The 22,412-nt window shown below is 67.8% G+C and carries 21 protein-coding genes; 5 read left to right on the plus strand and 16 right to left on the minus strand.

Annotated elements, in window-relative coordinates; all coding sequences use genetic code 11:
- Positions 1-109 precede the first annotated feature (109 nt).
- Positions 110-985 (minus strand): hypothetical protein, encoded by an 876-nt coding sequence (locus V6V89_RS26075; RefSeq protein ID WP_334621984.1) that lies wholly within the window; start codon positions 983-985, stop codon positions 110-112.
- 3 nt (positions 986-988) lie between these two features.
- Positions 989-2,359, minus strand: coding sequence for a flavin monoamine oxidase family protein (locus tag V6V89_RS26080; protein WP_334621985.1), 1,371 nt, complete (start codon positions 2,357-2,359; stop codon positions 989-991).
- Positions 2,360-2,456: 97 nt separating this feature from the next.
- Here V6V89_RS26080 and V6V89_RS26085 point away from each other — a divergent pair, with 97 nt between their 5' ends.
- A complete protein-coding gene (locus V6V89_RS26085) occupies positions 2,457-3,119 on the plus strand; it encodes a TetR/AcrR family transcriptional regulator C-terminal domain-containing protein (protein ID WP_334622016.1) in 663 nt (220 codons plus the stop codon).
- On the opposite strand, the gene V6V89_RS26090 is transcribed toward V6V89_RS26085, so the two are convergent.
- Both V6V89_RS26090 and V6V89_RS26095 read right to left on the minus strand, forming a co-directional pair.
- Entirely contained in the window at positions 3,105-3,986 is an 882-nt protein-coding gene (locus V6V89_RS26090) for a hypothetical protein (RefSeq protein ID WP_334621986.1), read from the minus strand. The two genes, V6V89_RS26085 and V6V89_RS26090, sit on opposite strands and share 15 nt — an antisense overlap.
- A 56-nt stretch (positions 3,987-4,042) precedes the next feature.
- Positions 4,043-5,254, minus strand: a complete 1,212-nt coding sequence (locus tag V6V89_RS26095; protein WP_334621988.1) for a hypothetical protein — start codon at positions 5,252-5,254, stop codon at positions 4,043-4,045.
- Positions 5,255-5,752: 498 nt separating this feature from the next.
- Here V6V89_RS26095 and V6V89_RS26100 point away from each other — a divergent pair, with 498 nt between their 5' ends.
- Complete coding sequence (locus V6V89_RS26100; protein WP_334621989.1) at positions 5,753-6,355, plus strand: TetR/AcrR family transcriptional regulator; 603 nt, start codon at positions 5,753-5,755, stop codon at positions 6,353-6,355.
- A 173-nt stretch (positions 6,356-6,528) separates the two neighbouring features.
- On the opposite strand, the gene V6V89_RS26105 is transcribed toward V6V89_RS26100, so the two are convergent.
- Positions 6,529-6,927 (minus strand): winged helix-turn-helix transcriptional regulator, encoded by a 399-nt coding sequence (locus tag V6V89_RS26105; protein ID WP_334621990.1) that lies wholly within the window; start codon positions 6,925-6,927, stop codon positions 6,529-6,531.
- 106 nt (positions 6,928-7,033) lie between these two features.
- On the opposite strand from V6V89_RS26105, the gene V6V89_RS26110 reads away from it, so the two are divergent.
- From V6V89_RS26110 to V6V89_RS26120, 3 genes are all read left to right on the plus strand, one after another.
- Positions 7,034-7,936, plus strand: coding sequence for an NADP-dependent oxidoreductase (locus V6V89_RS26110; RefSeq protein WP_334621991.1), 903 nt, complete (start codon positions 7,034-7,036; stop codon positions 7,934-7,936).
- Between the two features lie 312 nt (positions 7,937-8,248).
- On the plus strand, positions 8,249-8,515 hold the full coding sequence (locus tag V6V89_RS26115; protein ID WP_334621992.1) for a hypothetical protein: 267 nt from the start codon (positions 8,249-8,251) through the stop codon (positions 8,513-8,515).
- A gap of 11 nt (positions 8,516-8,526) precedes the next feature.
- Positions 8,527-9,450 (plus strand): NAD-dependent epimerase/dehydratase family protein, encoded by a 924-nt coding sequence (locus tag V6V89_RS26120; protein ID WP_334621993.1) that lies wholly within the window; start codon positions 8,527-8,529, stop codon positions 9,448-9,450.
- Positions 9,451-9,482: 32 nt separating this feature from the next.
- Here the strand turns inward: V6V89_RS26120 and V6V89_RS26125 are convergent, their stop codons facing one another.
- The 11 genes from V6V89_RS26125 to V6V89_RS26175 form a co-directional block, all read right to left on the minus strand.
- On the minus strand, positions 9,483-10,346 hold the full coding sequence (locus V6V89_RS26125) for a TylF/MycF family methyltransferase (protein WP_334621994.1): 864 nt from the start codon (positions 10,344-10,346) through the stop codon (positions 9,483-9,485).
- A complete protein-coding gene (locus tag V6V89_RS26130) occupies positions 10,343-11,788 on the minus strand; it encodes a hypothetical protein (protein WP_334621995.1) in 1,446 nt (481 codons plus the stop codon). The genes V6V89_RS26125 and V6V89_RS26130 overlap by 4 nt, the downstream gene beginning before the upstream one ends.
- The gene (locus V6V89_RS26135) at positions 11,785-13,026 is read right to left on the minus strand and encodes a glycosyltransferase family 4 protein (RefSeq protein ID WP_334621996.1); all 1,242 of its coding nucleotides are present in this window, start codon (positions 13,024-13,026) and stop codon (positions 11,785-11,787) included. Before V6V89_RS26135 ends, V6V89_RS26130 begins: the two co-directional genes overlap by 4 nt.
- Positions 13,026-13,979 (minus strand): glycosyltransferase family 2 protein, encoded by a 954-nt coding sequence (locus V6V89_RS26140; RefSeq protein WP_334621997.1) that lies wholly within the window; start codon positions 13,977-13,979, stop codon positions 13,026-13,028. The genes V6V89_RS26135 and V6V89_RS26140 overlap by 1 nt, the downstream gene beginning before the upstream one ends.
- Entirely contained in the window at positions 13,976-15,259 is a 1,284-nt protein-coding gene (locus V6V89_RS26145; RefSeq protein WP_334621998.1) for an O-antigen ligase family protein, read from the minus strand. The genes V6V89_RS26140 and V6V89_RS26145 overlap by 4 nt, the downstream gene beginning before the upstream one ends.
- On the minus strand, positions 15,256-16,452 hold the full coding sequence (locus tag V6V89_RS26150; protein ID WP_334621999.1) for a glycosyltransferase: 1,197 nt from the start codon (positions 16,450-16,452) through the stop codon (positions 15,256-15,258). The genes V6V89_RS26145 and V6V89_RS26150 overlap by 4 nt, the downstream gene beginning before the upstream one ends.
- Positions 16,445-17,755 (minus strand): glycosyltransferase family 2 protein, encoded by a 1,311-nt coding sequence (locus V6V89_RS26155; protein WP_334622001.1) that lies wholly within the window; start codon positions 17,753-17,755, stop codon positions 16,445-16,447. Before V6V89_RS26155 ends, V6V89_RS26150 begins: the two co-directional genes overlap by 8 nt.
- Positions 17,752-18,477 (minus strand): class I SAM-dependent methyltransferase, encoded by a 726-nt coding sequence (locus V6V89_RS26160; protein WP_334622002.1) that lies wholly within the window; start codon positions 18,475-18,477, stop codon positions 17,752-17,754. The genes V6V89_RS26155 and V6V89_RS26160 overlap by 4 nt, the downstream gene beginning before the upstream one ends.
- Before the next feature lie 125 nt (positions 18,478-18,602).
- Positions 18,603-19,328 (minus strand): class I SAM-dependent methyltransferase, encoded by a 726-nt coding sequence (locus tag V6V89_RS26165; protein ID WP_334622003.1) that lies wholly within the window; start codon positions 19,326-19,328, stop codon positions 18,603-18,605.
- A gap of 116 nt (positions 19,329-19,444) precedes the next feature.
- A complete protein-coding gene (locus V6V89_RS26170) occupies positions 19,445-21,043 on the minus strand; it encodes a lipopolysaccharide biosynthesis protein (protein WP_334622004.1) in 1,599 nt (532 codons plus the stop codon).
- Entirely contained in the window at positions 21,036-21,923 is an 888-nt protein-coding gene (locus V6V89_RS26175) for a sugar transferase (protein ID WP_334622005.1), read from the minus strand. Before V6V89_RS26175 ends, V6V89_RS26170 begins: the two co-directional genes overlap by 8 nt.
- Positions 21,924-22,412 lie beyond the last annotated feature (489 nt).

The raw sequence follows: 22,412 nt of genomic DNA on the forward strand, positions 1-22,412 counted from the left end.
TTGATGCCAACCTTGTAGTCCGATAGCGCGTTGGGGCGTAGCCAGTCCGCAAACGCGCCAGCGACGGATCCGGCCGCCGGTAGGGGCTCCTCCCGTTCCCCGCTGCGGACTAGGTCATCCTCCGGCTCGCCGGCCGCGCTAACCGCCCGGCCGGCGAGCGTCCGGCGGCGCCAGCGAGCCGTAGTGGCGCGCACTCCCGCCAGTACTCGCAGCTCCACACCGCGTAGTACCGGGTGGGTTGGACGAGGCGGACCCACCAGCGGCGCACCGTCTTGTCGGTGCCGGTGGTGATGAGCACCTCGCCGCCCTGGGTGAACACCATGTCGGTGACGGTGCCGCTATGGCCGGTGAGCGGCATGAGGCCCTGACCCGCCACGTCGCCCTTGATGGGCACGGTCAGCGGCGTGTCGATCAACTCCTTTTGGGTCGCTACGGCGTAGAGCCGCACCGTCCCCGCGGTGGCTGTGGCGTATGCGGAGCCGTTCGCGTTGAAGCCGGCGAACTCGCCGGCGTCTGCGACGGTCGCCATCAGCTTGCCCGCGGGCAGGCTGCGCAGCTCGAAGCTCTTGTCCATCTTGTGTACGGCGAACGTTCCGCCGTCCGGGCTGATCCACTGTGGGAACCAGACTTTGGGAAGAGTCGCCGTGGCCGTGCGGGTCGCCACGTCCCAGATCCTCGTCGTGCCACCGGCGGCGCTTGAGACCAGCAGTTTCCCATCGGGGCTGAAACCCATGCTCTGGATCCCGTTGTCGTGGCCCGAAAGCGTGGTCTGGACTGAACTCGATGTACGCGCTGCCCTCGTGCCCGGAGACGATGCCGGCAGTCCAGTGGCAGCCAGGAAGCTCAGTTCAGTGTCGGCGGCGGCCAGATAGAGCCTGCCGCGCTGGTCCTTGAGCCCATGGCAAGAAAAATGCAGGAGTAGGACGTCGTCGGGATTCCGGTCGGCGAAGAAGGCCGCCACCCGCCGCCGCAGGCCGGGGTTCACCGGTCATGTCGTGGGTCCGTTGGCCTCGGCGAGGATTTCGGCGGCGGCCCGTTCTCCGGACGCGATGGCACCTTCCATGTATCCGGGCCACTCGGCTGCGGTTTCGGTGCCGGCCCAGTGAATCGGCCCGACGGGTCGGATGCGCTCGTCGCCGAAGCGGGTGAGCGCGCCGGGTGGACTGTAGCTGCCGTATCCGCCGCGGGTCCATGGTTCGGCCGCCCAGTCAGTGGCGTGGATCGACACCGGTTCGCCCGCGGGTGGGCCGAAGAATCCGGTGAGCGCGTGCAGCACCGCCCGGTCCCGCGTCGGCGGATCGCCGAGGAAGTCGTCCCCGTGGCTGCCGGCCACGAAGGCGAGGAGTACGCCCGGCCGACCCGAGGGTGGCGAGTTGTCCACGACGGTCCGCACGGTCCCGCGGTCGGCGACGGCGAAGCCGTTGAGTCCGGCCGAACGCCAGAAGGGCCGCTCGTACAAGACGTTCACCTTGCTGACCGACCCCATCGGCAGGCGTTGCAGCAACTGGTCGCGAACAGCGGGCAACGGTGGACTGAAGAGCAGCCGTGCCGCCAGCGGTGGCGGCAGCGTGAGAATGGCCCGGCGGGCTCGCAGGGAAAGCGTGTCGGTGTGCGCGGTGACGTGCCCGGGCGCCCAGTGCACCGACCGGACAGCCTGCCTGAGGCGGACCCCGTCACCCAGGTCGGTGGCCAGGCGGGCCGGGATCTGCGCTGGCCCGCCGGCGAAGCGCAGGCTCTGTGCATCGTCGAGGAGAGCGCCGAGTGATCCGGCCGCCCGTACTGCCGCCAGGAAGTCCAGTAACGAGATCTCCTCCGGGTCGGCCCCGTACACCATCCGGACGGCGAGATCCATGAACAACCGTAGGCGGGAAGCGCCGGTGCGAGCGTGGACCCAGGCGGCCACCGTGTGCGCGTCCAGCTCGCGGGCCCGGGCCGCCCGCCACGGTGCCGCCGCTGGCAGACCACTCGCGAGCGAGTCGATCCGGCGGGCCATCCGGGCGTATCCAGCGAGCGTCCACCAGCCCAGCGGCGGCACGGTGCCGCGGTATCGACGCAGCCGCCCGGCCAAGGCCAAAACCGATTCACCCTGCGTATAGGACGGGAAGGTCGCGATTCCGAACTCGGAGGCCAGGGCGAGGATCCGGTGTTGCCCGGGCCCGGCCCACTGGGCGCCCTGCTCCACCACGTCGCCTGGGCCTGGGCCGACCGGTACGTCGAGGACGCGACCGCCGACCCGGTCACGGGCTTCCAGGACGACGACGGTCCGGCCCGCCTCGCGCAGGCGACGGGCCGCGGTCAGGCCAGCGAGCCCCGCCCCGACCACCACCACGTCACAGTCAGGTGCCGGCTGCGTGGTCACCGCCGCACCCACGTCATCGATAGCTGTCCCACGTCGTCGCATACTCCTTAGTCAACTAAGTAGGCTATGGCGGTGACGATAGTCTGCACCGGTGGCAATGGACAAGGGATCGCGCCTGGCCCGAGGAAGCCTGAGCCGGGAGACCATCCTGGACTCGGCATTGGCGGTCGTCAGCCATGACGGGGTCGGTCGGCTCACGATGCGGTCGTTGGCCGAGCGCCTCGGCGCCCATCCGACGTCGATGTACCGGCACTTCCGCAACAAGGACGAGCTGCTCACCGGCCTCGCCGATCGGCTGCTCGGCCACCTCCACGTCACCGTCGACTCCGGCCACGGATGGCGCGCAATACTGCTGAGCCTCGGCGAGCAACTGCGGCAGACTCTTAGCCGCCATCCCGGCGCCGTCTCGCTGCTGGCCGCCAGCCCCTACTCACCCAGCGCCCTGCGCCTGATGGAAACCACCCTCGCGGCGCTGACACGCGCCGGCCTACCGCCACCCCACGCCGGTCAAGCGCTCCGCGCCACATTCACCTACACGGTCGGCCACGCCGTCACCACACCCGACTCGACAAGTTTCTGGACCGACCTACTCGACACCGCCGCACCCGCATCGGCCTATCCAACGCTGATTGGCAACGGCGGCTGGACGATGCCACCCGACGAGGAATTCACCGCCGGGCTACAGCTCATCCTCGACGGAACCGCCGCCGCAATCCAGCCCTCCACCCAACGCCAACGGCGGAGGTCAGTGGTCTCCTAGTTGCGTGTGAAGACGCGGTTGACTGCTGCGATGGCTGGGATGGTCAGTAGATACCCGGCGGCCTGCCCGAGCACGGATAGGAGCTCGCTGACATCGCCGTTTGGTTCCCACTTTCCTTCCATCCCAACCGAGCATCATCAACCAGAAGATGAGCAGCCAGACGAAGGCTCGGCTTGGCCGGTATCCGTAGCCAGCGACCGAATCGGACAGTAGGCCGGGCAAGCGGCGCAGCCAGGGTTCTCGTGCCCGCGCCAGGCGACGGGCGCCCAGGCGCACCTCGCGGGCGTCCGCCTCGCGACCTTGGCCCGAGTAGAACGCCGCCAGCTGCTCGTATGTCTGCGGAATGAAAGCCGGGTCCCGCGCCAACCAGGCCAGCGCCTCGCGTAGATCGCCAGTAGGGCCGATCGCCAGGTCCTGGTAGCTCAGGCCGGACAGCCTCATTGGGCTGTCGGTGTGGACGTAGAGCCGCCGCACAGTTGTGCCTTCCAGGTCTATCTCGGCCAGGACATCAACGAGGTCGAGTGAGTCGAGTTGGCAGCTGTCCAGGTGAAGCGTCATCAACTCGGTGCTGGGCAGTGGCACCTCCGGGTTGAGCGGTCCGATGACGCTGTGTCCTGTCACCCGGGCCTGGCTGAGGTCGAACCGAGAGCCGGTCGCCGAGAGATCCGCTATTCGCAGATCGCCGTCCACAAGAAGGCGGCGAGCGTTGAGCGTTGCCAGAGTGGAGGAGGACTCGAGCAACCGGGTGTCGATCAGCTCAAGCGTGTCGCCGATGCGGGCGGCCTCCAGGATCACTGCACCGTCCACTTCGGCGTGCGGTGCTCGCATCCCGTGACTGATGTTGATCCGGCTTGCGTCCAGTGCCACGCCGCCGGGACTGCGTAATCGCGCGGCATGGAGGTCCAGCCGGTCCGCAGTACAGTCTACAAGGGACACGATGCCGCGGGCCTGTACACACCCTCCAGGGAGAAGGTGCCGGCGACTGTGGCGGCATCGGCGCTGAGGCCCGGCCAGTCCGGGCCTGTCTCGGCGATTTCCGGACCGATCGTCGAATTGGTCAGTGTCACGTTGCCGGCGACCCGCAGCCGGTCCAACTTCAGAAAGGTATTGAGCCGTCCGTCGCGCAGGCTCAGTGATTGGGCTTCCATGCCTGTGAGGTCGAGCATGCCGACTGCCTCGGACGGGTGCGGGCCGATCGACACGCGATCCATTTCGAAGACGCCGCGTACCACCGCAGCTTGAAACTCGGTCCAACCCGTCAGTTGTACGCCATTCGCGATGAGGTGCCCGTCAACGGTAAGCCCGCCTGCTCGCACTGCCCAGCCGGGCTCCTGTGTCGGCCGGCCGTGTGGCGCTGACAGTCGTGCCTCGAGCAAGCTCAGCAGCGTGCCGATCGCCGCGCCGGTGAGGACCAGTTCCCCATCGATCTCGACAGTGGCGTAGACACCGCCCTCCACGGTGATTCTGCTGGCGTCCACTCCTACCCCGGCCGGATTGGCGATGTGTGCATGGTTCAGGCCCAGGCTGCCGGTTATCCGTGCGCCGACGAGGCGGATCTGGCCCGCGGCCGCGAGGCCGGTAGCTGTCAAGTGGCCCTCGACGGCAAGGCCGTCGGCGTAGAGCGCGAGGTAGTCGGGATCATCAACATAGGATTCATCGCCGATGGTTGCGGCATCCAGCGACAGGTCATCGCGGATGCGGGCCCGCCGTAGGTCGATCTGGCCAGTACGGGCGCCAGCCAACTCCACCAGGCCGGCTGCCAGGCCTGACGCCGCGAGGTTTGGCATCCGGCAACCAGTGAAGTCGAGGTCACGCGCGCTGAGGTTAGTCAGCACCACGGGTTCGGTGAAGTAGCAGCGGCGCAACTCCAGGTCGACCGTAAGCTCAAGGTTGCTCAGCCGCAGTGCCCCTACTATCTGGGCGCCGGCTAGCGAGACCAGCCGCGGGTGGCTGGGCTCCAGCATCTCCGCATCCAGCAGCAGGGCACGGACGAATTCTGCCCGCACCACCCGCTTGGGTGGCCACGAATCAAGGCCAAAGGCCGGATCGGCCGGCTCACCCGGGCCAAGATCTGTTGTCTCTCCGCGCCGGAAGCCAGCCAGCAGATGTTCCTCGGCTTCGCCGTTGGGCTCCATCGGCCCCCGTCTCCGTCCGCGCCGCACTCCGCAGCTACCCGTAGCGCCCCAAGCGCTGCCGTCAACTCTGACGTCAACCGTAGCGACACCGCACCGCCGCCTCCGCTTCGCCGACCCGAGCGCCACACCGACCCCACTTTTGGCGTCCTGCCAACAAAGGCGGAACCGGCCGGACATAAAACCTCGAACGCCTGCATCAAAGCAGATTGAGCCGGACGTCCGAGATTCCCCTCGTCCGGCTCAATCTGCTCTGCCCCAGAACAGCGGCCACACCGACCGAGCAGTCCCGCTCGGAAAGCACACTTGGCGTCGGCAACGGGCAGATCAACGCGCTGTCCACAAGGTCTAGACGTTGCGAGATCCTCCGCGAGGCAGCTCGCATCAACCCAGGCACCGGTCGCCGCGGCGGACGCCGCCAGCCGCCGTTCGTGGATGTTGAGGACCATGAACGCTCCTAGAGAACTGTCTCTACTTCAACTGGAGAGTACTCTCTGGTTCATGCCACAGCCCGTCAAGCACTCGCCGGATGTGATGCTCGACGCCGTACGCACACTGGTCCTGTCCGGCGGCCCCTCGGCCGCCACCGCCCGTGCGGTTTGCCTGGCCACCGGCGCCCCCAGCGGCTCGGTCTACCACCGCTTCCCCCGGCGCGATGACCTGGTCGCTGCCGCTTGGCTGCGCGCCCAGGATCGCTTTCTACGCGCGTACCTTGGCGCATTGGACCCGCCAGGCACCGCAGCGGGCATTCACGCGGCGCTCACCGTGCTGACCTGGTGCCGCGATCACCCTGAAGACGCAGCCATGCTGCTGCGCCATGCCCTACGCGACCTGCTACGCGGTGACATCTCACCGGATCTCGCCGAACGCGCCGAGGCAAACCAACGCGCCGTCGCCGTCGCCCTCACCGCCATCGCCGATACCACCGGCCACCGTCTGCGCGACATCGTGCTCGCACTGGTCGACATGCCCTATGCGGTCGCGCGCCGCGCCCTGCACGACGCAGGCGCTCCCACCGAGGATGACCTCGATGTCGTACAGCGGGCCGCCACCCTCCTGCTCTCCCAGACAGCGGCCACCACCGCGGATGGCACCGCAAGGTAAGTCCGGAATCCGCGTGCCCTCGGACAGGACAGTGCGCCGGTCGCCTCCAAGTGAAGGCTGCGGATGATCAAGGCCCTCGCCAGCGACTCGCAAGGTCGATCCGGACGGTGTCGAGTCCAATCTCTCCGACAGTCGACACGGGTGTTGCCACGACGCACCGTCTTAGAGGAGGTTTAGGGGCGTGCGTCGAATTGGGCGCGGGATTCGAAGACTCGGTCCATGTGCGTCTCCGCCCAGTTCTTGATCGCGATCATGACCGGAAACAGTTCATGGCCGAGCGGAGTGAGTTCGTAGTCGACGCGGACCGGTACCGAGGCCGTGACCGTGCGGGTGACCAGGCCGTCGCGCTCCAGCGTGCGCAGGGTCTGGGTGAGCATCTTCTGGCTGACGCCGGCGATGCGGTTGGCGAGTTCGCTGTGCCGCTGCGGGCCGTCGGCGAGGGCTGGGATCACCAGTGCGACCCACTTGTCGGTGAGCCTGCTCAGCAGCTCGCGGGTCGGGCACCGTTGCAGGAACGCGTCGTAGTCGCGTTTGGCCTGTTCCCGGCGTTGTGCCGCGGTCGTCGTCGCCATCTTGCCCTCCATCGGTGCCCTAGGTACTTTGCGGTACCTACTTTCTCATGGTGCCCGCTGGTTCGTACCGTCTTGGTGATCACGAGAGTCCACCAAGGAGGCAGCGATGCGCGCAGTCAGCTATGCACAGTTCGGCGGGCCGGAGGTCCTGCACGTGGTTGACGTGCCGGTGCCCGAGCCGGGGCAGGGGCAGGTACGGGTGAGGGTCGCCGCGTCCGTCGTCCACCCGGTCGACCTGATGATCCGCTCCGGTCGGTTCCCCGCCCCGCTGCCGACCGGTTTGCCGTACACGCCCGGCTGGGATGTGGCCGGCACCGTCGACGCGGTCGACTCGGCGGTCGATCAGTTCACGATCGGCGACGAGGTCATCGGCTTCTCGCCATGGCTGCAAACCACGGTCGGTGCCCACGCGGAGTACGTGGTGCTTGACGCGGCCTGGCTGACCCCCGCGCCCGCCGGCGTCCCCGCCACCGAGGCGGCGACCCTGCCGACCAACGGCCTCGCCGCCGCCCAAGCCCTCGACCTGCTCGCGCTCCCGGCGGGTTCGACGGTGCTCGTCACCGGCGCCGCCGGACAGGTCGGCGGGTTTGTCCTGGCGCTGGCCCGAGCGGCCGGCTTGCACGCCACGGGACTCGCCGGAATCGACGACCGCGCGTTCGTGGAGTCGCTGGGCGCGGCATTCCTGGCGCGCTCCGACGACCTGACGGGGATGTTCGATGCGGTCATCGACCTGGCGGTGATCGGTCCCTCGCTGCTGGACCTCATCCGCGACGGCGGCGGCTACGTGGCCGCGTCGCCTCCGCTTCGCCCGGAACCGGTGCGGGGAATCCGGACCTTCGCGCTGGAGGTGCTACCGGACGGATCACGCCTGGGTGAACTGGTCAAACTCGTTACCAGCGGCGACATCCCGCTTCGGGTCGCCGGCGTATATCCCTTCGCCGACGCCGCGGCCGCTCACGACCGGCTGGCCCAAGGCGGCGTTCGCGGCGGCGTGGTGATCGCGCCATGACCCCAGCCAACCTCCGCCATGCGCGCCCCGACCGCCTTCCGGCGTCTGGCCGGTGATCGTGAGCGCCTTGGAGTACTGCGGCCGCAGCTTGGGCGTCTCGACGCGGACGAACTCGAACCCACCCGGACGATCTGGCCGAGATCGACCGCGCCGCCGCCGAGATTCCGGTGCAGGGCGACCGGTATCCCGAGCATCTGTAACGGCTGATCGACCGCTGACCCGGCAATCCCGTATCTCTTTGGTGTGCTGCTAGTTGCAGGTAGTGCATGTAACGGATAATCCGGGCATCAGGTCGTCAAGGAGGCTGCCCCGATGGGCCTGCCGGTGACAAGCGTCGACGTCGGGGACGTAGCCGACGTGCTGGCGCGGATCACGCCCTCGGTGGTGGTCCCGTTCCCCGAGCCGTGGGGCACCGCCGCGGCGCGAGCCGAGTTGGCCAGCGCACCCGCCGCGAGCCTTACCGGTGTACTCAGCGGCGGTGGGCGTGGCGATGGCCGGCACACCGCGTGGCTGGACGCCATGCGGGTCGCTGCGGTCTACCGGCAGGCGCAGGTGTCCAGCCTGCTGGTGCGAGTCTGAGCGTGCACGCGATGATCTGCGGCGGTGCAGGATTCATCGGTTCGCACCTGACCGACCGGCTGTTGGCCGACGGGCACCAGGTCACCGTCGTGGACGACCTCAGCAACGGCCGGATGGAAAACCTGGCGGCGGCCACCGCCAGCGGGCGCTGTGAGCTGATCAAGCTCGACGTCGTCGACGCGCAGTTCGGATCCCTGGCGCGCTCCGTGCGGCCCGAGGTGATCTTCAACCTGGCCGCGCAGATCGACGTGCGGGCCAGCGTCGCCGACCCGCTGCGCGACGTGACAGCGAACGTGCTCGGCACTGTGGCGGTGCTGGAGGCGGCGCGCCACGCGGGCGTACGGAAGGTGGTGCTCGCCTCCTCTGTGGCAATCTACGGGCCGCCGAAACAGTTGCCCGTCCGAGAGGACACGCCGCCTCGCCCGCTGTCGCCGTACGCGGTCTCCAAACTCGCCGGCGAATTCTACCTGCGCCAGTACCACGACCTGTACGGCTTGGAAACCACCGCGCTGGTGCTCACCAACACCTACGGTCCACGCCAGAACCCGCATGGTGAGGCAGGCGTGGTGGCCATCTTCGCCGCCGCTATGCTCACCGGCCGGCCGACGTGGGTCTTCGGCGACGGCGACAACCGACGCGACTACGTCTTCGTCGCCGACGTTGTCGACGCATTCGTCAGGGCGGCCGGACCCGCCGCCGCGGGGCAGCGGATCAACGTCGGCACCGGCCGCGGGGTCACCGACCTGGAACTGCACAGGGCAGTGGCCGAGGCGGTCGGTGGGGCGCCAGAACCGCAACGGGCGCCGCCACGCCTCGGCGACCTGCCGGCAATGGTGGTCGACGCGAGCGCGGCCGCCGAGATCCTCGGATGGCGGCCGCGCACCTCGCTAGCCGACGGGCTGGCCCACACGGTCGCGGCACTTCGGGACGCGTGAGCGAATGAGGGCGGCCCGGCTGTCGCAGCAAGTCAGACCGACCGCTGCCAGAAGCGGCAGGTCCAGTCGACCTGTTGAAGCTGATCGGTGATGGCGTATTCGGACCGGAAGTCGTCCACGGCCTGACGGCAGCCCCGCACCGCGTGGTAGTCGTCGACGATGACGTAGCCACCGACGGACAGCTTCGGATAGAGCGATCGCAGAGCCACCATGGTGGAGTCATAGAGGTCCCCGTCGAGCCGTATGAGGGAGAGCTGTTCGATCGGTGCCGTGGGCAGCGTGTCCTCGAACCAACCCGGCAGAAACCTGACCTGATCGTCCAGTAGACCGTACCGACGAAAGTTGTCCTTTACCTGGTCGAGTGACACCGCCAGGAACGGCTGGTTCCACAGTGCGTCCTCGACGTCCTCGACCCGCCGTGGGTCGGGCTTCGGCAGGCCACGAAAGGAGTCCGCGACCCAGACCACCCGATCCCGGTCGCCGTAGGCCTTGAGCGCGGCGCGCATGAAGATGACCGCGCCGCCACGCCACACTCCAGTCTCGATCAAATCGCCGGGCACATCGCGGTCCAGAACGTCGGCGATACACTTTTCAAGGTTGTCCAGCCTGCGCAGGCCGATCATCGTCTCAGCCTCGGGCGGCCAGTCTCGCCCGTGCTCCCTCGCCTCGGCGTCGAAGGGAAACCGGCGAACAAGCTCGAGACCGCGCCGGTGCAGCAGATGCCGCCCACGGTGGTAGATCGCGCCGTGCAACGACCGGCGGCGGGGATGATATGGCATCCACATCTCCCCAAAGATGTGCCGGGTCAGGGTCTTCTTCAACAGGTCGCAGTACAACTGACGCGGGTCGTCCAGCGCCGGCGCGGTGACCCGCGTCAGGGACACTGTCTCGCTCATGCGAACTCCTTAGGCTGAGATGCTTCTTCGCGCGTTCGACCGCCCGGCACGGACGGAGTCTGTGGATGCTGACCGGTGCGGCGCAACGGCGGCTCCGCTGACCGGCTGGCTGGGGAGTCCTGTGGCGCGAATGCCCATGGAAAACGCTGGCCGTCAGCGCCGACGGCGATGACTCCCACGAGGGGCAGGCCCAGTCGCTGGAGGAGCAGTGCGGCCCGCCTTGCCAGCGCCTTGCGGGTGACGCCGGTCCGCACGACCAGCACCACCCCGTCGACATGCTGGGCGAGCACTGCCAAGTCAGCGCCGGCGAGCACCGGTGGCGTGTGGACGATCACGGTGTCATCGCGGTCGGCGAGTGTTCTGAGCAATGCGCCGAGAGGTTCGCCGTAGGTCGAGGCGCTGCCCGGAGTGCATTCGTTCGGGTCACCGCAGAGGACAGTGATTGTTTCGTGTCCCGTTGGTGCTGGTACGTGACCATCGGCGAGGACCTGCTGCAAGGTGCGTCCGGCCGCCTCCGGGAAGTGCCCGTTGATCGCGGGCCGCCGCAATTGCCCTTCTACGAGCGTGACCCGATCATCGTGATGAGCGAACCCGAGTGCCAGGAGCGCTGCCACCAGCGCCTTGCTGTCGTCATCGTGCGAGCTGGTGACCAGCAGCCGTCGGCGCGGTTGAGATGTCGTCAGCACGGTCAGCGCGGCTACCCCAGCATTGATGGCCTCGGCGACATCGTTGCGTGAAAAGAGCATGCGAGCGTGACGGTAGGCGAATCGGCGCGGGAGGCGTGGCAACACAGTCAGGACCGGCAGCCCAAGCTGAGCCTCGATCTGGCTGAGGTCACGGAGCCGATCGTCGAGGCGAGCGCGCATTCTGCTCAGCCCTAGCCCGGCAAGCAGACCTGCCAGCCCGCCGAAGGCAGCGTTCAGCGGCGGCCTCGGATTGGTGGGCCGGCTTGGCGGGCTCGCCCGGTCGAGCGGGCGCGTGGTGATGGTGTCACCCGCCCCGGTTCGTAGCAGAGCCAGTTGGCGGCTGACCGCACCGATTGCGGCGTTGGCGATCGCGGCGGCCTGCGTACCGGAGCGGGCGGTCGCGTGCACTGAAATGATTTGGACGCCTGGTTCGAAGGTGCTGTCGAGATGTCCGACCACCATTTCCGGCGGTAATCCGAGAGCGTTGGCGGTATCCAACGCGACCTCGCGAGACTCGGCCAGCTGAGCGATGGTCGGGGCCAGACTCTGGGCAAGGGTCAGGCCGGCCAACGCCTCGTTGGCCCGCCTGTTCACGCCTTCGGTCGTGACCACCATCGACGAGGTCGCTTCAAAGGTTGGCGGTGTGAATTCGGTTACTGCTTGAGCGCCGACCAGGCCGACGCACAGGCCGAGCAGCGGGAGGCCGGCGTGGCGCAAGACGGCATGCGACACCGCGATGAAGCTGAACTTGCTCATGAGATCATCGCCTCTTGGTTCGTCTGATCCGACAGGTCCGATGTCGGCCGTGCGGCGGTGGTGCCGCTGTTGGATGAATGCGTCCCGTCAGCGGACTTGCCGGCGATCAGCTGCTCCCAGACGCGGCACAGGCTGTCGGCCACCCGATCCCAGGCAAACTGGGTAGCCGCCCTCGCAATGCCCCGTTCGGAAAGGCGTCTCGCGAGATCGGGACTGTCTCGCAGCTGCGCCAGACGGGCGGCCAGCCGGGCGGCATCGCCGGCTGGAAACGAGAGGCCAGCGTCGCCCATGACGTGCGGAATCTCTCCCACGTCGCTGCCCACAACCGGTAGACCGCTGGCCATCGCCTCGATCAGCACCCGTCCGAATTGTTCCCGCAACGGGACACCGATCCATGGCACGACGTTGCGCTGCAACACCTCGATCGAGGGCAGGACCAGGACGTCCATCTGGGCGAGCAGGCCGGACAGCTCGGCATGGTCTGCCCAGCCGTGCAACCTGATCCGGCCTGGCCGGCGAGTGGCGGCTTGCCTGACCTCGGGAGTCAGGCTGCCGTCGCCGACAAGCAACAGGTCGCAGTCTGCAAGCTCCACCGCGTGAAGGAGATCCCGTACACCCTTGTAGGGCTCAAGCCGCCCCACGAATCCGGCGGTGAAGCGCTGCGGGGGCCGGGCTGGGGCCTGTCGCGGCTTGAACACGTCGGTGTCCACACCCAGCGGGACAATGTCGGCGGGCCCCTGGTACCCCTTCGTGCGCAACACATCGAGCGCGGCGGGGGTGATCGGGAAAGCATGGTCGACCGCACGGTATGCCCGCCGTTCGAGCAGCGGAAACGGGACCGGAAACCTGATGACGATGTTCTGCGCCGCGTACAGCGTTACCGGCACGCGCGGCCACAGCCGCCGACGCTGCCGGAGCACCTGCCAGGTGCTGAGGTAGGCGGCTTCGCCGATGATGTGTATGACGTCCGGGCGCTGGCCGGTGAGCAGGCGGCCGGCGCCGGGCCGGAACAGCACCGAGGCCATGTGCCCGGTGAGGTCTTCGCCGAGCAGGTGCGGCAGCACGTGATACCGCAGCCGAGGGCACTGTCGAGCCTGGCGTTGTAGCTCCCGGCGCGTCACCTCTGACACATCGGCGGCAAGCACCGTGACCGCGACGTCGGGCCGCTTGCAGAGAGCGGCGAACAGCGCGGTCCAATGCTCGGTGCGCTTGCCCACTGCGGTGATCAGTAAATGCATCACGGCGCCTCCAGCCTCTTGCGGGTCGCGGTGAGGGCGATCCGGGTCACTTCGGTCCACGCGCGCGCCCGCGCAGCCGCCGTCTGTGGCCGCATGGGAAGACGGACGCCAGCGAGTCCGATTCCGATGAGCGCGCGAAGCAGAACCACGACCCGCACCGGCTGAAAGGTGGAACGTCGATGTCGGGCGAAGAACAGCAGCATGCTGCGGTACAGGTGCGGCCAGGTCTGAGTCGGGTCCTCGGTGCTGCTGCCGCCGCCGGAATGAGTCGCCTCCACGGTGGGTACGTAGACGACCTCTTTTCCCCGCCGACGGGCCTGCAGACACAGCTCTTCGTCCTCGTAATAGAGGAAGTACTTCTCGTTGAGACCGCCGATGTCGGTCATCAGGCAGGTACGCACGGCGAGGCAGGCGCCCGACAGCCAATCAACGCTTACCGCTGTACCCGATCCGCGACACGCGTCATAGGCGCGCCGACGCCGGTTACCGCTCAGCATCCGGCGCAGCGCCACCGGTGCCAGGTTTCCGCCGAACCGGGAGGCCACGACGCTGGCCAAGGACTCGAATGGATGGGCACTGATGGCCACCCGCCCGTCCGCACCGATGAGGCGGGGACCGACGATGCCCACCTCGGGCCGCTGGCGCAGTACGTTGACCAGCTCGCGTGCCGTGGTTTCCGGCAGCACGCAGTCCGGGTTGACCAGCAACGTGATGTCCGAGTCGACCCCGTGGAGAGCCTGGTTGACCGCTGCCGCGAAGCCGACGTTGACCTGGTTGGCGATCATCTCGACGCTCGGGAAATCCTTGGTGACCAGTGCAACGGTCCGATCCCTGGAGGCGTTGTCGACCACCCGCACGGTCAGGCCGGCACGGCACAGCGCGGCCAGCGACTCGCCGATGCGCTTCTCGGAGTTGTGGGTGACGACGATCGCGGTTGCGCCCAGCGGGGTCATTTCGGCACTCCTGATGGTCGCGTAGTCAGCCCTGGTCGACTGGCCAGTAGTGTCAGCGCGGGGAACAGTCCGAGTTCCCAGTGCCCGTCGGTCGGCCCGGCGAACAGGGCCGCGGCTAGGAAGCCACAGGTCAGCGCCGCGAAGGCGAGTGCCATGCCGCTTCGCTCGGCCAGCCCCGCCCGCAGCGCCCGGAACACCGGCCACAGCACTATGCACAGTCCGACGAGCCCGAGATTGGCCAGGATCGTCACATAGAACGCGTGATAGGTCGGGCCGACGTCAGTGGCGGCGAAGCCAGCCAGGTAGGTGTCGGGTATGGACTGTCCCAAACCGGCACCCACGAACGGGCGAGCGGCAAACACGTCGAGGCCAACCGACGACTCCGATACCCGGTACCCGGAGGATCGTTGCAACTCCTGCACGGCAACCGACGCCCGGTCCCGTACACCCGAACTAACGACGAGGCAGGCCAGCAGGAGGGCGCCGGCAACCACGGCAGCAGCGGCCACCCAGCGGCGGATGGCCACCCGACCGCGTATCAGCATCACCAGCGCCGCGACGCCCGCGGCGAGCCAGATGGCCCGGTAGGAGGCCAGCGCCACATCAGTGGTGAACGCGGCGGCCAACACGACCAGCCCGGCACGACGCCAGCCCCGGGTGCGCCCGGCCAGAACGATCATCGGAGGTATCGCCAGCAACGGGATGAGCCCCCCGTGACGACCCGGGGCAGCCATCGCGGTGCCGACGAGGGCGGCCGCGGCGGCGACGTAGAGGATCCCGGCGGCCCTCATCCGTCGAGCGCTGGTCAACGTGTGAGTGGCGAGAAAGAAGTAGGCCGGGATGACCGCGACCTGATAAGCCGCCACCATGACGTGCATAGGCAGGTTGCCGACGGCAAGCCCGTACACCGCCGCGGCCGCGGTGAGCGCGACGATCGCCAGCATGGGGACGTCGGCACCGGTTCGAGCGGGCCGCTCATCATCGGGGATGACGGCCCGCCGCGTCATCAGCGCGGCACCACCGGCTGCCAGGACGAGCACATGCGCGGTGACGACCGAGCGCACCTCGCCGTCGCCGATCATGGCACCCGCCACCGCGCCGCCAACGATGCCGACCGGCAGCACCGCCCATGGCCACAGCATGAAACCGATCCAGCACAGGACCGTTCCCGTGGCGAGAATGCCCAAGTCGCCAGGGAAAGACACCAGCAGGCCCGCCGTCGCCGCCCCGAGCGCCGCCGCGGTCAGTGGGACCAGCGGCACGACGACACTCGCCCTCATCGCGGCGCCGCCAAACCGCTGAGCAACTCCCGCAGCTGTTGCCCCCGCGCCGACCAACTGTTGCGCACGGCCACCGCACGGCGTTGCGCCACCGCCACCGGACACCCGGCGCAGCGCAGCGCCTCCTCGATGGCCGCGGCGAAGGCCAAGGCGTTCGAGGCGAGCCGTATGGGTCCGTCGACACGGGCCAGCGCCGGCAAGGGCGTAGCGACCACCGGCTTGCCCTGCGAAAGGTACTCGTAATACTTCTTCGGGTGGACATAGTCCACCAGGCCCCCTACCCGGTAAGGAATGATGCCGACATCGCAGCCCCGCATGATCGCGGGCACGTCGCTGAAGGGCACCGGATCCATGAGCCGTACGTTGGGCAGCGCGGCGAACGGTGCCCGACCGGCGCGGGTCGATGGGCCGATGAGAAGGAACGTCCAGTCATCGTGCAACCGCGCCACGGCGGCGACCAGGCTGGCGTCGAAGGCCCGGGTGTCCACCGCACCGACGTAACCGATCAGGGGACGAGGTAGCCGGTCCAGCCATGGTGCGATCGGGCCATCGGGCGCGAACTGGTCCGGGTCGCAGCCGTTGGGCAGCACCGTGGGAGGACGGCGCGCGGCGGGCAGCCGCTGTGGCAGCTCCGTCGAGGAGGCGAGTACGAGGTCGGCGGCGCCGACGGCATTTCGCAGGCCGGCTCGCAGATGCCAACGGTTCCAGCGGCGGGTGAACGTCCAGTCCAGATCTGTCGCGTCGTAGACGACGGCTACCTCTCGGAGCCGACCGATCACCGACGCGGCGAGGTCCTCGTCGATCCACAACAGCCGGCTGCCCGGGTGCTGGTCGAGCCAGCGGCGTAGCACGGTCACGGTGAGCCACCGGGTAAGCCGGTTGACCGGCGGAATCTGCCGGCCGAACGGTAACGGAGTCGGCGCGGTGACGTGCCACAGTGAATCACCGACCGGCTCTACGGCTAGCCGCCAGCAGGGCCGTTGCCCGGGCGGGTCGACGAACAGGACCCGCCGATCAACGGCTAGCTCCCGGGCGATCGCGTGCTGACGGTGAGCACCGATCGACCACGGGCTTCCACTGAAGATCACGACCCAGTCTCGGGCGTCAACTGCCGGCGGCGCCGCCGGTCCGGTGCCGTGCTGGCTGGGCAGCGCCTTCGACATTGCCGCGGCGGGACTGGCCTCGCTAACCACAGGCTGGCTCCAACAATGAACTGTTCGGCCCGGCGTGTAGGACGGCGTCCTCCCCGAGACGGCCGATCACCGCAGCGCTTCGGTCATCGTCGGTCAGCAGGAGGCGGGCGCCGGCATGCCTGTCCAGCCAGCGGCGCAGCAGAGCCGCGGTAAACCGATGATTGAGCCGGTTCGCCAGATTCAGTCGCCGGGCGAACGGCAGCACGGTCGGCGGCGTGACGTGCCATACGGAGGGCCCGACGGGTTGGATTGTCCAGCGCCATCGGGGATGTCTGGCGGGTGGATCGACGAACAGGACGCGGCGGCCGGCGGCTGCCGCGGCACCCAGCGCCTCGTGTGGTTGGGTGGTCGACCAGCCAACCGCGCTGAAGAGCACCAACCAGTCGCGGACATCGCCGTCCGGCAGCGGGCCGACATCGCCGCGAAGGGCGGCACGCAGGTCGTTCAACGCGATCGGCGTCGGGCGACCGACCAGCCGCCTGAGCAGGTAATCGGCGAAGACCAGCACTCGAAACGTGATCAGTCGGTGTCCGGGTTCGGTAAGCCGCAGGTAGCAGACGAGGCTGCCGAGGAGATGGCGGAACCGGATGGTCGGACCCAGCAGCCGACACGACGCTCCGCGGCTGTGGGTGACCACTGCGTCCGGAATCATCCAGAGGTCGTGCCCGGCGGCGTTGAGTGTTCGGGCGAGAACGGCATCGTTCCAGTAGATCGGGAAACGCTCGTCAAAAATCTGGTGCGGCTCAAGCACGCTACGACGTAGCAGCATGCAACTGCCGGAAGCCAGCAGCCTTGGCTGGGTGAAGTCCTCGCCGCGCATCTGGAACGTGTGCAGCGCACGCCGGAATCGCGGTAGTCGGCGCAATGTCGTGACGAGTGCGAGTGTTGCTGAAAAGCTCGGCAGGCGCACGTAGTGCTGCTGGAACGTGCCGTCCGGGTTGAGATACAGCGGGCTGACTCCGGCCGCGTCCGGCCGATTCTCCAGGAAGTCGACCATCGTGGTCAGCGCACCCGGATGGAACCGGACGTCGCTGTTGAGCAGCAGGATCAGCCGTCCGGTCGCCCGCCGGTAGGCTTGGTTGACGGCCGCTGCGAAACCTACATTGCGGTCGTTGCGGACGAGGTGTACCCGAGGATATCCGGCAAGCATCGCGGCCGACCCGTCCCGGGAGCCGTTGTCGACCGCCACCACCTCGTAGGTCAGCTCGTGGGCGATCGCGGCGGGCAGCGAGTTCAGACAATCACGGGTCTCGTCGTGGGTGTTCCAACTCACCAGCAGCACCGAAACATCGATATCGGTCATCGGGATTCCCCCAGGTCCCGGCGGGCGAACACGCGTAGCAGGTCGCCCAATCGAAGGTGGCTGACCCGAGGCGAACGGGACGCCACCATGTCGGCGATCAGAAGCTCACGTGCATGAGCCAGCCGGGCGCCGGGCCGCCAGTAGAACCGGGAGAACACGGTGTCGTAGCGGACGACCAGAAAACCGCAGTCCGCGAGGAGCCGGGTCAGCGTCGGCGGAGAGAAGTGCCAGCGGTGGTACGCCGGCGCCACGGCGGGCCAGGATCGCCCGAGCCGGTGTGCGGCGGCTGAGGCGATGTTCGGCACCTCCAACGCCAACCAGCCACCCGGCACCAGAGCGTCCCGCGCTGCCCGCAGAAACACCCGCGGATCCTCCACATGCTCCAACACGTGAAACGCGCACACCGCCTCCACCGGATCAACCGGCGCTACCGTCTCGAAACACCCCTGCCGCACCGGCACACCCAGCTCCTCGCGCGCGAACCGAGCAGCCACCTCCGACACCTCGACACCCGCGACGGAAATCCCGACCCGACGCGCCGCCTCAAGAAAAAACCCACCCGCCGGACCCGCCTCCAGCAACGACGACGGCCGCACCACCGACAACAACCACCGCAACCGCCGAGACGCCTCAAAACGACGCTGCCCGGCGGACGTGAAGTACGACTCGTAGCCGTCAGTCTCGTAGTACGCCTCGGTGTACAGCTGCGCCGGAGGCGGCAAGCTGTTGGCGGTCCACGTGAATGCGCAGGATGCGCAGCGCCGCAACAGCCCCCCAAGAACGGGGCTGTCGCCGCCGGCCTCTCCGCAAAGCAGGCACTGGACTGACTCCATCTGATCGGTTGTCATCAGTTTGCCCTATCGTTGTGCGTCAGCCGGGCGACGAGCCGCAGCAGGTCACCGAGCCGGGGGTGGGTGAGCCGGGGTGAGCCGATGTCCATCCAGTCGGCGGGCAGCAGCTGCCGGATGTGGCGCAGCCGGTACCAGGCCGGCATGTAGTACCGGAAGACCGTCGTATCCTGGCGGACTACCCGGAAGCCCGACGCGGTCACGAGCCGGACGAGCGACTCGGGAGTGAAATGCCAACGGTGATATTGCGGCTGCAGACCCGCCCACGCGTTACCGAGCCGGTGTGCGGCGGCCGAGGCGATGTTCGGCACCTCCAACGCCAACCAGCCACCCGGCACCAGAGCGTCCCGCGCTGCCCGCAGAAACACCCGCGGATCCTCCACATGCTCCAACACGTGAAACGCGCACACCGCCTCCACCGGATCAACCGGCGCTACCGTCTCGAAACACCCCTGCCGCACCGGCACACCCAGCTCCTCGCGCGCGAACCGAGCAGCCACCTCCGACACCTCGACACCCGCGACGGAAATCCCGACCCGACGCGCCGCCTCAAGAAAAAACCCACCCGCCGGACCCGCCTCCAGCAACGACGACGGCCGCACCACCGACAACAACCACCGCAACCGCCGAGACGCCTCAAAACGACGTGGTGTGGCGAGGAAGTAGTCTTCGTAGCCCCCGCCACCGAAGTACGCCTGGTCGTAAAGCTCCGCCGGTGCCGCCATGGCTTGGCTGGTCCAGGTAAATCCGCAGGACGCGCAGCGCCGCAGGACACCTAGGACAGGCTGGTTGTCCGGCCCTGACCCGCAGACCAGGCACGCCGTGAGATCCACATGAGTCGTCATCGGACGCCAGACTTCGTCTGGGTTGTCGTTGCGACGTACTGCTTTCTGTTACGCAGCAGGGCAAGTAGCCGCCGCCAATCCCGTGCGTCGACAAACCCGATGGCGACAAGCAGCGCGGCGGCGACAAGCAGCGTGAGCCAGGACCGGCAGAGCACGGCCAGCCCCGCAGCCATTCGTCCAGGGCCGTCCGGTAGGTGCGGGGCCATAAGGCAGCCGATCGCGCCCGCGATGACGGCGGCCGCTATCGGCGGCACCATCGCCCGAAGTAGAGGCTCGATCGGTCGCCGTGTGACGCGATGGAAGTGGGCGAGAAAGTAGCCGGTGCTCAGCATGACCGCTAACGCCGTGGACAGCGGCACCCCGACTGGACCGAGAAGTTGTAGCAGCGGGATGGTCAGCGCGACATTGAGGACAACTGACATCAGCACGTATCGGGTCTCCCGCCCCGGACGCCCCTCGGCACGGGTGACGATGGTTGCCGCGCCCGCAGCCAGGTTGAGCGCATAGCTGGGTGCCAGAATCGCGATGCTGGCGGCGGCCAGCGCGACCTCATGGCCCAGCCAGAGCCGCACCAGTGGATCCGCGCATACGACAAGTGCAGCAGCGCCGGACGCGACGAAGAACGCCACATATTTGGTCGTGATGAGATAAAACCGATCCAGCCAATCAGGCCCATTCCTGGTCGCGCCGGCCACCGCCACGGGAAAGAGCGCGATGAGGACGACGCCAGGTGGCAGCCGTAGCAGATTGAGGAGCCGACTGCCTACATCGAAGCTGCCTGTGGTGACCGGGCCGAAGAAGCTGCCAAGGACGAGCCGGTCCAGTTCGGTGTTGACCGCCGATGCTGCGCTGCTCACCTGTACCCGCAGCCCATAGCCTCGCACAAACCGCAGGTCGCTTCGCCGGATGGCTCGTATGCTCGGGGCCAACAACGGGTGGCACCGTCGTGCGGTCACGGCCATCGACACGGTTCGTATTGCGCTGGTCGCCGCCGCCGTGCCCGCCAGAGCCGCCAGACCTCCACCCAGACGCATGATCAGGATCGCGAGTCCGGCACCCAACACCGCGGCGATGCCGGTTATCCAGGCGATCTCTGTGTACCGCTGTGTTCCTTCCAAAATGGACCGCCACGGCATCTCGATGCCGCTGAACAGCAGTCCGAGCGCCAGCCACAGCGTGGCTTGCCACGTCTCGCCAGCCATTTCACCGAGATGCAACAGCCCGACCAATGACGGCCAGCACACCACGGACCCCACCAAGGCGAGCAACCCGACAAACACCGCCCAGGCAAGGCCCAGCGCGAGCAAGGCAGGCAATCGGGTGTGTTGTGCCCCGCCGACCGCCTCGGCGACCTCGCGTACCAGTGCGGAACCGAGTCCCAGGTCGACGAGCGACAAGACGCCCATCAGGCTGCACAGCAACACCCATACGCCGAACTCTCGGCTGCCGAGCCGCTGGTACACCACCGGCAGCGACACGAGACCGGCTCCGGCCATGACCGCACGGGCGACGAGCATGCTGAACGAATTGTGGACAATCCGCCGGCCAGCCGTCGCAGTCGATGTCGATATCGCCGTCGAACTCGGATCAGCCACGCCGGAACCCGCGGAGCAGATCCAGGATCGTCAGCACAAGCAGCGACAGGTCTAGCCGCAACGATCGGCAATTCAGGTAGAGCAGGTCACAGCGGAGCTTCTCCTCGACAGTGGCCGCATAGCCTCCGGTGAGCTGGGCGATCCCGGTCAGGCCCGGCCGGATGTGGTGCCGCAGGTCGTAGTCTGGCAGCTGCAGCCGGATATCGGCGATGAACTCAGGCCGCTCTGGACGCGGGCCGACAAGACTCATCTCCCCCCGCAGCACATTCCACAGTTGCGGTAGCTCATCCAACCGCGACCGACGCATGAGGCGCCCCACTCGGGTTATTCGGCTATCGTTCGGACCGGCCAGCACTGGACCGGTTTCCCGTTCGGCGCCGACATGCATCGTCCGAAACTTGACCATCCGAAACAACCGGCCACCCTCGCCTACCCGGCGCTGCAGGTACAGCGGAGGGCCACTCGTGCTGACGGCGCCCGCGATCAGCAGCATCAGCGGTATCGACAGCGGCAGGCTCAGCAGCACCAACGCCAGGTCGAGACATCTCTTTACCCGCGCGTGACCGGGCCGGCCGGCTCCACACCTCAGCCGTAGCCACGGCAGCCCACCGAACCGGCGCACACGCGCCGGCCCGAGCAGGCCGTAGACAGGCTTGGCCAGAATCATGATTTCAACGTCATGCGCCAGGCACACCGCTGTCAGCCGCGCATCGATACTGTCGAGAGAGCCTTTCACCAGCAATAACCTCGGCCGGCACTGAGCAAGTAACGCGTGCAATTGCTCGGGTTCCATTGACGAGGCCAGGCGGAACGCGACGTCGAATTCCTCGTCCAGCCGGTCCGGCGGGCACTCCGTGGTACGCGGCTCCAGCACAACCACCCGGGCCCGCCCTCGACCGACTGCTTCCGCAACGCGGGTGAATTCCACCCTCCCAGCTGTAGCCCGCGACGTAGCGTGGCCAGCTAGCCTCGTGCCGACAACGGGCGGACCGGTCATCTCTTTCCCCTCGCATATGAACATCCTTCAGCGGGCGGCGAGGGGTGCCGTCGTTGACACATCTGGAAGTCACGCAGGCGCAACGGCACGGACACTATCACGACGCGCAATCGAACAATCACGGTACGGAGTTGTGGCCGGCGCGTGTCTCAGCTAGCCGACGCGGTCGTGCTGGACGACCGGGCTACCGCGTCTGTCGAAAGCGGAGGGTTTCGAGGGGTTGACCCACAACCAATCGAAGAATACAAACGCCACGACCGCGTTTCCGCAGGTCGGGGCTTGTGTCGTGTCGGGACGGCCGGATTCGAACCGACGACCCCTTGTGCGGGACATGCGTCGTCTGCACTGGCGAATGATGCGGCGAGCCATCGG

This window comes from Micromonospora sp. CPCC 206061, assembly GCF_036906915.1.
Lineage (GTDB): Bacteria > Actinomycetota > Actinomycetes > Mycobacteriales > Micromonosporaceae > Phytohabitans.

Excerpts from the sequence above, each read along its gene's own strand:
- V6V89_RS26085 (WP_334622016.1), top strand. The coding sequence starts at position 2,457 with ATGGACAAGGGATCGCGCCTGGCCCGAGGAAGCCTGAGCCGGGAGACC.
- V6V89_RS26095 (WP_334621988.1), bottom strand. The coding sequence starts at position 5,254 with ATGGAGCCCAACGGCGAAGCCGAGGAACATCTGCTGGCTGGCTTCCGG.
- V6V89_RS26100 (WP_334621989.1), top strand. The coding sequence starts at position 5,753 with ATGCCACAGCCCGTCAAGCACTCGCCGGATGTGATGCTCGACGCCGTA.
- V6V89_RS26105 (WP_334621990.1), bottom strand. The coding sequence starts at position 6,927 with ATGGCGACGACGACCGCGGCACAACGCCGGGAACAGGCCAAACGCGAC.
- V6V89_RS26110 (WP_334621991.1), top strand. The coding sequence starts at position 7,034 with ATGCGCGCAGTCAGCTATGCACAGTTCGGCGGGCCGGAGGTCCTGCAC.
- V6V89_RS26115 (WP_334621992.1), top strand. The coding sequence starts at position 8,249 with ATGGGCCTGCCGGTGACAAGCGTCGACGTCGGGGACGTAGCCGACGTG.
- V6V89_RS26120 (WP_334621993.1), top strand. The coding sequence starts at position 8,527 with ATGATCTGCGGCGGTGCAGGATTCATCGGTTCGCACCTGACCGACCGG.
- V6V89_RS26125 (WP_334621994.1), bottom strand. The coding sequence starts at position 10,346 with ATGAGCGAGACAGTGTCCCTGACGCGGGTCACCGCGCCGGCGCTGGAC.
- V6V89_RS26130 (WP_334621995.1), bottom strand. The coding sequence starts at position 11,788 with ATGAGCAAGTTCAGCTTCATCGCGGTGTCGCATGCCGTCTTGCGCCAC.
- V6V89_RS26135 (WP_334621996.1), bottom strand. The coding sequence starts at position 13,026 with ATGCATTTACTGATCACCGCAGTGGGCAAGCGCACCGAGCATTGGACC.
- V6V89_RS26140 (WP_334621997.1), bottom strand. The coding sequence starts at position 13,979 with ATGACCCCGCTGGGCGCAACCGCGATCGTCGTCACCCACAACTCCGAG.
- V6V89_RS26145 (WP_334621998.1), bottom strand. The coding sequence starts at position 15,259 with ATGAGGGCGAGTGTCGTCGTGCCGCTGGTCCCACTGACCGCGGCGGCG.
- V6V89_RS26155 (WP_334622001.1), bottom strand. The coding sequence starts at position 17,755 with ATGACCGATATCGATGTTTCGGTGCTGCTGGTGAGTTGGAACACCCAC.
- V6V89_RS26165 (WP_334622003.1), bottom strand. The coding sequence starts at position 19,328 with ATGGCGGCACCGGCGGAGCTTTACGACCAGGCGTACTTCGGTGGCGGG.